Annotated in this window: 11 protein-coding genes and 1 other annotated feature; of the genes, 3 read left to right on the top strand and 8 right to left on the bottom strand. The window is 40.8% G+C overall.

Annotation, left to right across the window (positions count from 1 at the left end):
- Window positions 1-65: 65 nt before the first annotated feature.
- Window positions 66-408: a binding site (T-box leader), on the bottom strand.
- Window positions 409-523: 115 nt separating this feature from the next.
- The 5 genes from AC6I5B_RS07230 to AC6I5B_RS07210 all read right to left on the bottom strand — a co-directional run bounded on the left by AC6I5B_RS07230 (window position 524) and on the right by AC6I5B_RS07210 (window position 7,193).
- Window positions 524-1,567 carry a ribonucleotide-diphosphate reductase subunit beta gene (locus AC6I5B_RS07230; protein ID WP_022250867.1) on the bottom strand — a complete coding sequence of 348 codons (1,044 nt, stop codon included), beginning with the start codon at window positions 1,565-1,567 and terminating at the stop codon, window positions 524-526.
- Between the two features lie 27 nt (window positions 1,568-1,594).
- Window positions 1,595-3,844, bottom strand: coding sequence for a ribonucleoside-diphosphate reductase subunit alpha (locus AC6I5B_RS07225; protein ID WP_004614010.1), 2,250 nt, complete (start codon window positions 3,842-3,844; stop codon window positions 1,595-1,597).
- Window positions 3,845-3,996: 152 nt separating this feature from the next.
- On the bottom strand, window positions 3,997-5,274 hold the full coding sequence (locus tag AC6I5B_RS07220) for an O-acetylhomoserine aminocarboxypropyltransferase/cysteine synthase family protein (RefSeq protein ID WP_004614011.1): 1,278 nt from the start codon (window positions 5,272-5,274) through the stop codon (window positions 3,997-3,999).
- 220 nt (window positions 5,275-5,494) lie between these two features.
- Window positions 5,495-6,490 carry a hypothetical protein gene (locus AC6I5B_RS07215; RefSeq protein ID WP_004614012.1) on the bottom strand — a complete coding sequence of 332 codons (996 nt, stop codon included), beginning with the start codon at window positions 6,488-6,490 and terminating at the stop codon, window positions 5,495-5,497.
- Window positions 6,491-6,605: 115 nt separating this feature from the next.
- Window positions 6,606-7,193 carry an HD domain-containing protein gene (locus tag AC6I5B_RS07210; protein WP_004614013.1) on the bottom strand — a complete coding sequence of 196 codons (588 nt, stop codon included), beginning with the start codon at window positions 7,191-7,193 and terminating at the stop codon, window positions 6,606-6,608.
- Window positions 7,194-7,359: 166 nt separating this feature from the next.
- Between AC6I5B_RS07210 and AC6I5B_RS07205 the strand changes: the two genes are divergently transcribed.
- Both AC6I5B_RS07205 and AC6I5B_RS07200 read left to right on the top strand, forming a co-directional pair.
- The gene (locus AC6I5B_RS07205; protein WP_004614014.1) at window positions 7,360-7,806 is read left to right on the top strand and encodes a MarR family winged helix-turn-helix transcriptional regulator; all 447 of its coding nucleotides are present in this window, start codon (window positions 7,360-7,362) and stop codon (window positions 7,804-7,806) included.
- A gap of 4 nt (window positions 7,807-7,810) precedes the next feature.
- Window positions 7,811-8,872, top strand: a complete 1,062-nt coding sequence (locus AC6I5B_RS07200) for an FUSC family protein (RefSeq protein WP_004614015.1) — start codon at window positions 7,811-7,813, stop codon at window positions 8,870-8,872.
- A 14-nt stretch (window positions 8,873-8,886) separates the two neighbouring features.
- On the opposite strand, the gene AC6I5B_RS07195 is transcribed toward AC6I5B_RS07200, so the two are convergent.
- Window positions 8,887-9,669 carry a Uma2 family endonuclease gene (locus AC6I5B_RS07195; protein ID WP_044987842.1) on the bottom strand — a complete coding sequence of 261 codons (783 nt, stop codon included), beginning with the start codon at window positions 9,667-9,669 and terminating at the stop codon, window positions 8,887-8,889.
- Window positions 9,670-9,847: 178 nt separating this feature from the next.
- On the opposite strand from AC6I5B_RS07195, the gene AC6I5B_RS07190 reads away from it, so the two are divergent.
- A complete protein-coding gene (locus tag AC6I5B_RS07190) occupies window positions 9,848-10,342 on the top strand; it encodes a methylated-DNA--[protein]-cysteine S-methyltransferase (protein WP_497773711.1) in 495 nt (164 codons plus the stop codon).
- On the opposite strand, the gene AC6I5B_RS07185 is transcribed toward AC6I5B_RS07190, so the two are convergent.
- Together AC6I5B_RS07185 and AC6I5B_RS07180 are read right to left on the bottom strand one after the other, a co-directional pair.
- The gene (locus AC6I5B_RS07185) at window positions 10,335-10,901 is read right to left on the bottom strand and encodes a hypothetical protein (RefSeq protein WP_497773710.1); all 567 of its coding nucleotides are present in this window, start codon (window positions 10,899-10,901) and stop codon (window positions 10,335-10,337) included. The two genes, AC6I5B_RS07190 and AC6I5B_RS07185, sit on opposite strands and share 8 nt — an antisense overlap.
- 32 nt (window positions 10,902-10,933) lie before the next feature.
- Entirely contained in the window at window positions 10,934-11,446 is a 513-nt protein-coding gene (locus tag AC6I5B_RS07180; RefSeq protein ID WP_022250861.1) for a GNAT family N-acetyltransferase, read from the bottom strand.
- Window positions 11,447-11,449: the final 3 nt, after the last annotated feature.

Below are 11,449 nucleotides of genomic sequence, written 5' to 3'. Positions count from 1 at the left end.
CTTTCTGCTTATAATTCTTGGTGAGGTTCTTTCGAACCTAGAATTAAACAAAGCCTTCTCATCTCAAAAGAGACGAAAAGGCTTGAATTTCCGTGGTACCACTCTCATTCATTCCGCATCCTGCGAAATGCACTCATTGCTTCTGTAACGGGAAGTCCCGCTTCTGCCTATGTTACTTGACGAGGTCTTTTCGAGTCTAGTAACAAGGTACAACTCATCGGCTTGGTGAGGTTCTTTCGAACCTAGCGATGTAGTTGTTTCTATTTCTGTTACTTGACGAAATTTTTTTCATCAGTCATTTCAGCAAAAGAACTCCGAGGCGAGTTGGGAGATTACGCTGCTGTCTTGCACCATCCGACAGCTCTCTGAAAACGATAGGCTCTTAATACTCCTCATCTATGTTTTTTGATATTATTTAATTGATTGAATTTAATCTCTTGTATTGTACCATACTAAAATATTTTGTCAAGAATTGAACCATGTTTTTCTGAAAATTGAAAATATACCAATTTGTGAACTGTTACTATAAATCATCCACCAACGCACTGCTTTTTGCATACGCGGTACTTCTCGCCTCAAAGAAATCTGTCTTAATTGCATTTGCATTTGAATACTGGCTCACCCAACGCATACTCTCCGGCTCTGTCTCATGCCCTTCATAAATTGGTGCAAACCCGAGGTTTGTGCATCGCAAATTTCCAAGATACTGCACGTAATCCGTGATCATTTCCCTATTCAGTCCTTGCACATCATCTCCGATTACGTAATGTCCCCACTTGATTTCCTGCTCGCAGCCCTCTTTGATCATACTGCGGTATTCGTCTATATATTGCTCGGTAAATAGATCCGGTTGTTCTTTCTTCAGTTCAATTAAAATATTGCGAAACAACCACAAATGAGTGTTTTCATCCCGATTGATATAGCGAATCTCCTGTACCGAACCCGGCATAAGCTGGTTTCTCCCAAGATTATAGAAGAACATAAATCCGCTGTAAAAATAGATCCCTTCTAAAATATAGTTTGCCACAATCGTCTTCACCAGCATTTCCATGCTCTTTTCTGTCTGAAATGCATTATAAAGATTTCCGATAAATTCATTTCTCGCAAGCAAATGTTCATCTTCCTTCCACTGATACAAAACCTCGTTTCGCTCCTGCGGCTCGCAGATGGTATCCAGCATGTAGCTGTAACTTTGGCTGTGCACCGCCTCCTGAAATGCCTGAATAGACAGACATAGATTGACCTCATTTGCCGTGATATACTCGCTGATCCCCGGAAGATTTGCCGTCTGGATACTATCAAGAAAAATGAGAAATGACAGAATTTTATCGTATGCCCGTTTTTCTGCTTTCGGAAGATTTCGATAATCTTTAATATCCACTCCCAGATTAATTTCCTCCGGAATCCAGAAATTATTCATCGCCTGGCGATACCAGCCGCTCACCCATGTGTATTTCATATTGTTAAAATCATTGAGATTTGTTGTGTTTCCACCAATCATTTTCCGCTTCTGAACCTGTATATCTCCGTTCGGATTAAAAAGCGGTCTTTTCTTTAATTGTTCCATTATTCCATCCCTTTCTGTTGCCATTTACTAAGAAGAGCAGACTTCACATTCCTCCACTTCCAAACTTTTTGAACGTATATAATAAATCGTTTTCACACCTTCTTCCCACGCAAGAATATAAAGATCCAACACTTTTCGGAACGTATACTCGTTCGTAATATAAAGATTCATGCTCTGTGCCTGATCGATATGACGCTGACGCACTCCACAGGCGCGCACGGACCACTTCTGATCGATGTAGTGTGCATTTTTGTAATACCAGAACGTCTCCATAGAAAGCTCCGGTGCAACACGCGGCATCAATCCATTTTTCTTTTCTTCGAGGAAATACCGATTCATGATCGGGTCAAGTCCTGCACTCGTTCCGGCGATAATGCTTGTACTGCTCGTCGGCGCTATCGCTAAAAGGTAAGCATTTCGGAGTCCCTGCTGTTTCACTTTTTCCCGAAGCTGATTCCATTTTTCTGTCTTCAAATGTCGTTTATCAAAATATTTTCCTGTCTGCCAATCGCTTCCCTCAAAATATGTGTAACTTCCCTTTTCTTTCGCAATCTCGCTGCTCGCCTCAATCGCAGCATAATGGATTTTAGAAAATACGTCCCCGACAAATTGTAAATGCTGCTCGCTCTCCCATGAAATTCCCTGTTTTGCAAGCATATGGTGATACCCACTCACACCCAGTCCGATCGGGCGATATTTCTCATTATTGATTTTCGCATATGGAACAGGAAAGAAATTCAGATCAATGACATTGTCAAGCGCCCGCACCGCACATTTTGTAATATCCGCAATCTCTTCCCCGTCTTCCACGTTCAGATGTCCCAGAGACAGGCTCGCCAGATTACATACAACAAACTCGCCCGGTTTTGTGACCGTGACAACCACTGTTTCTCCATTCACCGTTTCCACTCGCTCTTCCACTTCTTCGATTCCGCTCATATTCTGCGCAATCTCCGTACAAAGATTACTGCAATAAATCATGCCTTTATGTCCATTTGGATTCATGCGGTTGACATGATCCCGATTAAATGTAAACGGTGTTCCGGTCTCCACTGCGCTTTTGATAATCAGCCGGATAATGTCTTTAATCGGAACGACTCTCTTTTTAATCTGATCATCCTGCACACAGTCCAAATATTTTTCTTTCCACGCTTCTCCATAACAGTCTTCCAGCGCATAGCCCTTCACCGTCAAAATCTCGTGAGGACACATCAGATACCAGTCTCCCTCGATATTGTCTCTTGCCTGCTCCCAAAAATAATCCGGGTAGCAGACCGCCGGGAACACATCATGCGCCTTCATCCGGTCATCCCCATTATTTGTTCGCAAATTCAAAAACTCCGGCAGATCTCTGTGCCACACATCAAGATAAACTGCAACTGCCCCTTGGCGCACACCAAGCTGATCAACTGCGACCGCCGTGTCGTTTGCAAGACGAATCCAACGTATCACACCTCCTGCTGCCCCCTCAAATCCTCGGATAGCGCTTCCGCTTGCCCGCACTTTTCCAAAATACATTCCCATTCCTCCACCAAATTTACTTACTTTGGCAAAATTATCGATACTTCGGTAAATTCCATTTAAACTATCCGGAACAATATCGATGAAGCAGGAAGAAAGTTGGTGATACGGCTTTCTTGCATTCGATAACGTCGGTGTCGCCATCGTCACTTGAAGTTTACTGAGCATATCGTAAAAGCGTTTTACCCAAAGCGCCCTGTCTTTCTGCTCTTTCATCGCCAAATGCATGGCAATTCCAAGAAACATCTCCTGTGGGCTTTCCAGCGCCACACCTTGTCCGGTGTGGATCACATAACGGTTGAGCAGCAATTCCAATCCCGAATACGTAAATAAATCATTTCTTTCAGGAGCTAAAAATGTCTCAAATTCATCGATTTCCTCTTTCGTATAATTCTCCAAAATATACTGTCCATATAGCCCCCGCCCTGTCAGATATACAATTTTTTCATACAGTGTTGTAATCTGACATGATTCTTCCGCTTTCCTCAGTTCTCTTTCAAAAGTAAACAACAACAGCCTCGCTGCAATCATCTCCCATTTTGGGGCTTCCTGTGTAGTCAACTCCACAGCCGCCTTGATCAAAAGTTGCAGATTTTCTTCTATTGAGAGTTCTGGTTTCTGAAATGTCAGAAATTTATCTTCCAATATTCCCAGATAATATATATCTTCCGGGAAATCTTTCTGAATCGCTTCCATATAAGAGGCAATTTCTGTAAACTTTTCAAACGTCTCTATCATCTTTTTTCTATTTCCCATATTTTTACCTCATTACTATTTATAGTATTTTCTAAAACAGAATACCACAATATATAGTTGTTTTCAACCAAAAGAATACATTTCACTCTACACAATTACTATATGCAAAAAGGCACATGACTCTACATCATGTGCCCATTATCCGTTCGTTCTTAAATTTGTTCTAAAGCCTGCCCAATATCTTCTAAGATATCTTCAATATGTTCTGTTCCAATGGACAGTCTGACTGTACTATCATAAATCTGCTGCTCTTCCAATTCTTCTTTTGACAGTTGTGAATGTGTTGTTGTCGCCGGATGAATAACGAGGCTCTTTACATCCGCCACATTCGCAAGCAGTGAAAAAATCTGTAGACTGTCAATAAATTTGTGTGCTTCTTTTTCACCGCCAACAATATCAAATGTAAAGATCGAACCTGCACCATTTGGAAAATATTTTTCATATAATGCGTGATCCGGATGTTCTGATAAAGATGGGTGATTTACACGCTTTACTTTCGGGTGATTTTCCAAAAATGCTACAACTTTTTTTGTGTTCTCTATATGTCTTTCCAATCTCAGTGACAAAGTCTCCACACCTTGCAGTAAAAGGAAAGCATTAAATGGAGAAATGCACGCTCCTTTGTCTCTCAGCAAAATTGCTCTGATATATGTCACAAAAGCAGCCTCCCCGGCGGCATCCACAAAGGAAATACCGTGGTAGCTCGGATTTGCCTCTGCAATGTTCGGATATTTTCCGGATTTCTTCCAATCAAACTTTCCGGAATCTACAATAATACCTCCGAGAGATGTCCCATGACCGCCAATGAACTTTGTTGCAGAATGTACAACGATATCCGCTCCATATTGAATCGGTTGAATAAGATATGGGGTTCCAAATGTGTTGTCAATCACAAGCGGAATATTATGTCTATGTGCAATCTCGGCAATCGCTTCTATGTCCGGGATATCGCTGTTTGGGTTACCTAATGTCTCAAGATAAATCGCTTTCGTCTGTTCCTGTACCGCATCTTCTACTTCCTGAATGTCGTGTACATTGACAAATGTCGTCTGTATTCCCTGTCTTGTAAGAGTGTTCTCCAACAAATTATAGGTGCCTCCGTATATCGTCTTCTGTGCTACAATATGGTCACCTGCCTGTGCGAGTGCCTCAATCGTATACGCAATCGCTGCAGCTCCGGATGCAACTGCCAATGCCGCCACACCACCTTCTAATGCAGCGATTCTTTTTTCCAACACATCTTGTGTAGAGTTCGTCAATCTTCCATAGATGTTTCCCGCATCGCTAAGTCCAAATCTGGCTGCGGCATGTGCAGAATCGTGAAACACATACGATGTCGTCTGATAAATCGGTACTGCTCTCGCATCTGTTGCAACGTCTGCCTGTTCCTGTCCTACATGTAACTGTAATGTCTCAAATCTATATCCCATATTTTCTACCTCTCTTTTTATCAAATTGTCTGGTTCTCGATTTTCTTAACAATCACAGCACATTCGCCCATTTCTGAAATTATGTCTCAACATTAAAAACACTATTTTCATATACCCCATCTCCAATGCTTTTTTATTTCTTAGATATTACCCCTTAATTCCTACCTTGTCAATATGTTTTATGGGCTTTTTGTATCTTTTCTAGAAACAGTAACAGTATTTAATTGCTCAATTCACTTAATTTGACTTCGTCAACTAGAATCGAGCTAATATCCGTCTTCTCTAAATACTCTACAATTTCATCTCGCTTTCCTGAGATACAATAATTCTTTGCTTCCAACACATCTAATTGTTTCGCATCTTCATAACATTCTCTCAGTGCACTCTCTTTCCCTTCACCCGGAAATACATATTTACTGCTTTGTAAATCTAAAGAGTTCCATATATCCATATGGTCCAGCAAATCTTTTAAGTGAGAAAGATACGTCTCTTTCAACTGCGCCTCTGTCATCTCTGTTCGCGCTGCATCCTCTCCACCAATCAAAGAATCCCGCAACGCAAGCCCTCCTTGAAACGATGAATTTGGCTGATAGACTTCCACCCATTGCACATCCACAGCTTCTTTCCGAAGTTCTTCCACCACTTTCGGACTCTCTGCCCCGACAGAAAGATATAAAATCGAAGATTCCGGAAGTTCTTTGATTTTTTCAAGATATTTTTCTTTTTCTTCATATGGATTCTCAAATCGATTTGCCCGAAATGAAGTTACGAATCCACTGTCTCTCCAGTTCACATATTTTCCAAACTTCATATCAACCCACACATTTGGCGCACCATAAATCACCGGACTTCTCCGGTCTGTAATTTGCATAGACAACTCATATCCTGCAAATCCCTTTTTCTTTACTTTTAATGCAACGAGTTCCGCATACGGCTGTGTCGTCTCCCAATAATTTTTCAGAGTTGTCTGCATCTGACTGTGCTCTCCCTCATTTAGCTTTGCCGGGTTGATAAAAATTGCATTTAAAAATGGATTAATAATAAGCAACAGCACAAGAACCACTCCAATAATTCCGGCCAACGTACAGCATACAATCTTCTGAATCTTTTTCTTCATTCTCTGTTCAATTTTCTTCTCCAGTTCTTCCTGCTGCGGCATATCTTCCAGCATCGCTTCCAATTCCTGATCTAATTTGTTTTCATTCCATTCTTTCATGATTCTCCCTCCAATCGTTCTATTAATTTTTGTTTCGCCCTAGAACGTATTCTTACGTTTTCTCGCGTAATTCCATGCATCTTCGCAATTTCCTCATCTTTCATATGAAAATTTCTTATTCGTCTTTTATGTTTCCAGGTGTTATGTTTTTCTGTACGATCTTTTGCATCATCTCCCACACTGATTTTGATGTCGCTTCCACTTTTTCATTTCTCTTATAAATCTGTGACTTTTTTACTCCATGTTCCGCCCAACTCTTCCCACCGGATGCATCATTTAATAAAACCGGCTGAAAATTATCTAACAGATGTGCATACTTTGCATCGGCAGTCTCGTAAGCCTCAAATTCTTCCCATAATTCTCTAAAATATATCCCCTGATCTTTTGGAAGCAAGCCAAAAATACGGTCTGCCGCTTTTTCTTCCCTCTCACGCTTATCAGTTGCCCCTGCTGCATCATACGCATAAGTGTCTCCCGCATCAATCTCTACCAGATCATGAATCAGCACCATGATAATCACTTTCATTACATCTACCGGCTCCTCCACATGTTCTTTCAATAAAAACGCCATCAATGCAATATGCCAAGAATGCTCAGCATCATTTTCTTTTCTGTTTCCATCTGCCAGATACGTCTGGCGAAAAATATTTTTCACTTTATCAATCTCCACAAGAAATTGTATCTGTTGTTCTAATCTTGTCATCTCTTCTCTCTCCTTATATATTCGTCATAGTTAATTTCAGTATACGTCCACACATTTTCCCCGTCAAGAAAAGACTTTTTGGTTACTGTTACCTTGACATTTCTCTCTATTTCGCATATGATACTATATAGTTTACTTTGTTAACTATCCAAAAGGAGGCTAGTTTATGCGAGATTACACATGGCTGGATATGATGAAGATCATGCAGGAAATTCGACTTTTTTCTACACTTCACGTAAGACGTGCCAAAAAGGAAGGAATCACATCCGCTCAGGAAATAGATCTGCTTTCCAGAATCGTACTGTCAGATCACGCCCTGACTCCTCAGGATTTGACTGTCCAGATGGGACTTTACAAATCCGCAGTCAGCCGTCTGATCGACCATCTGGAAAAGAAAGGATTTCTTAAAAAACACTATTGTGAGACAGACAAACGTAGTTATGTGCTTTTGATTACAGAGACTGGAAATATGGAACTGGATTGCACCTATCGCTATTATCTGGAGCCAATCTACAAACTGAGAGAAGTACTCGGCGCAGAATCTTTCGAATCATTAACCACACAGATTCAGACAGCAAATGAATTGCTGCAAGATAAAAAAACAGGGAGGTAGTCATATGACTTTTTATCAAGAATTACAATTGGATCAGGTCGGCTCAAAATCCTATATCGCAAGCATAACTGACCCTAAAGAAAAACGAAAGCACATCGCAATCTATTTATTTAAAATTTTATTAACCGTTTCGTTTTGCGTTGCTTTTGTTACTATTTACACAAAACTTTTCGGAGCAAACAATAGCATTGTCGGTGTCGTTGTATTATTATCCGTCATGGTATTTCGTTATGCCGATATGGGTATTCACAATCCGCATGGCGCATTTAGTATTCTGATCATCTTCTGTATTCTCGCAGTTGGTCCAAGATTGACCAATATGGTCTCTCCGGGTATCGCATTCTTTGTGAACATAATCTGTATCTTTGCTCTGATGCTGCTCGGCTGCCACAATGTCATTATGTCCAATCACTCCACATTTGTGTTAGCTTATCTGTTATTGCAGGGATACGATGTCAGCGGACATGATTATACCCTCCGACTGATTGGACTTTTAGTCGGTGCAGCATCTACTGCTTTGATTTTATACCGGAACCACAAAAAAATGTCTTATAAACGAAGTTTCCGGCATCTGTTTCAGGAGTTTGATTTGTCTTCTGCTCGCACAAGATGGCAGATTCGTCTGACACTCGGTGTCTCCAGTGCGATGCTAATTGCTTCACTTCTCGGAATTCCGCGTGTGATGTGGATTGGTATTGCAGCGATGTCTGTTCTGCTTCCATTTCGTAAAGATATGGAATATCGCGTCAAATTCCGTGCACCCGGCAATATTCTCGGAGCCATCTGCTTTCTTGTACTCTATACTGTGCTTCCGGAAAGCTGCTACAGTTATATTGGAATGATCGGTGGTATCGGAGTTGGTCTTTCGGCGACCTATGGATGGCAGACAGTGTTTAACTCTTTCGGTGCATTGGCAATTGCCACTCCGATTTTCGGACTTCCTATGGCAATCTTTTTACGTATCTTCAACAATGCCTTCGGCTCTTTATATGCACTGGCATTTGACAGTGTCATCACAAAAGTCCGCACATTATTCGAAGACAAAGAATCCCGCATCTCCGCTTAGATGCAGGATTCTTTTTAATTCCAATCACCGACAATATCTTTTACATATGCATAGATTTCTTGAAAATCAACCTCGCACTCTCCATCGAAAATACCTACCGGTATTCTTGCTTCAAATCCATACATCATCGGATAATCTTCTTTTTCAAAATCGTACACGATCACTTTTTTTCTATCAGGATCTACCAGCCAATACTCTCGCACTCCGGCGGTCATATACTTGTTCAGCTTAAGCACCAAATCCTTCTTTCTGGTAGACTCTGACAATACTTCCGCGACAAAATCCGGCGCACCAAAAATACAACGATTCTGAATCTTTTCCCGATCACAAACCACAATGACATCCGGCTGTACCATCGTCTTATCATCGCAATCAAGCTGTACGTCAATCGGAGAAGCAATAAGAACACATCGTCCATGTTGCTTTCTGATATAATCTTTTAATACAAGCAATATCTCCGTCCCCAAAAGTTGATGTACCGATGTCGGTGCGGACATATCGTAAATCACACCATCGATCAGCTCTACCCTCTGTTCCTCTGGCAAAGCATAGTAATCTTCCAACGTATACGCCCCCTGCCTCTTCACGTTATAAATACTCTGAGCTTCCTGCACACAAGAAACCGTATCATTCTGAAAAATCTGTGATAATGCCGCGATCGTATCATATCTCGGAGACTCCGTCACACCCGCAAATATCTTTTGCACCGTTCCGAGCGGCACATTTGACATCTTTGAGATCTGTTCATATGTATATCCCAGTTCTCTCTTTCTTTTTTTCATCTCTTCAATCGTCATACCATCACCTCTTTCCTCTATTTTACCGTTTTCTTTCCACATCGTCAATTATATTTCCATATTTCATCCTTTTTTCAATTTTACGCCATTCATATTTGCAAGTTTCTCTTCGCCATACCTGTTGTAAGCGTTTCTTCAAATTGGTATAATACCAATATAAAATTTTAAGGAGATTCTTATGAAATATACTAACTATTATTCCTCACCACTCGGAAAGCTTTTGATGGCTGCTGATGACATTGGTCTGACCGGTCTTTGGTTTGAAAATCAGCTACACTACGCCTACAATCTTGATCCGGAGCATCAAGAAAAAGAGCTGCCTGTCTTCAATCAGACGAAGCAATGGCTTGACCTTTATTTTTCTGGACAAACCCCTGATTTCACTCCGCCTATTCATATGACAGGCACCCCTTTTCAAACTGCCATATGGAATATTTTAGAACAGATTCCCTATGGTCAGACAACAACTTACGGAGACATCGCAGCTCAAATCGCCAAGCAAAAAGGTATTGCACATATGTCAGCACAAGCTGTCGGACAGGCTGTTGGGCGTAATAAAATTTCCATTATCATTCCTTGTCATCGCGTAATCGGCAAAAATGGAACACTTACCGGCTACGCAGGTGGATTGGACAAAAAAACAGCTTTGTTATCCATTGAAAAAATTATTTGATATTTCTGCTCATAATTTTCTCAATTACTTCTTCCCAATTCGAGACACGAATGTGCTCCGTCTCCTCGTATTGATTTGCCTTGCTGGAAAACAAAAGTGTAGAAATTCCTTTTTCGGAAGCAGCATCACAGTAAGTTAGAGAATCATCAATCAAAACGGATATTTCTTCCTCCACACATGCCTTTGCCTTATCAAACGTACAGATCAGTTTATCATAACAGATGCCGCCATTGGCAAGTTCCTGCTCTGTCGTTTGGTAGGGATCTGTATAAAGTGCATCTGTCCTTGCTGTAATAATCACAATACGATGTCCTAACTCTCGCAGTCTTTTCACCCCCCATGCCGCATCTTGTTTAAATGGTGTACCCGGCACAATTCGGTCATAATACGCTCTGCAAAATCCAATTTCATCCTTTTTCCACTCTTTTGGCAAGTTACTGTAAGAAATATTCTGCTTTCTCAAGGTTTCCTCATCCACATCAAAATATTCTGCCACATACGGCAAAAAATAATCAAATGATTCCGTTAATGTATCATCAATATCAATCGCAATATTCATATTTTACTTTCTCCTGCTCCTTTTTCATTCTCTTAGCTAATTCCAAACTCTTTCGCATACCGAAGAACACCACAAATTTTTCCGGCAGCATCCTTCAGTTTATACGCCATAAAGTTTTCTTGTGGCACCTCAAACGGAGCCGTTATTCCAAACATATTAGCTGGCAAATACCCTGTCCTCGGATAATATGTTTCACTTCCTAATACAATTGAATATTCATAGTTCAACTCTTTTGCAATTCTATGCCCCTCTTCTATCAAAGCAGTACCGACTCCCTGTCTCTGATATTCCGGCAAGACAGATAATGGCGCTAATGCCAAAACCACTTTATCTTCCACTTTCGCTTTTGTGAACATGATATGTCCTACAATCACACCATCTATTTCTGCAACTAACGATAATTCCGGAATATATGCGTCACCATTTCTCAACGCATTGACCAAATCCTGTTCATTCCCATCCGCTTGTACAGCACTGCCAAACGCTTTCTTTACTACAGAATATATATTTTCATAATCTCTTGTCTCTTCTTGTCTGATAATCATAGC

It is taken from the genome of Faecalimonas nexilis (genome assembly GCF_059731825.1).
This window is presented reverse-complemented; position numbering and strand designations above follow the sequence as displayed.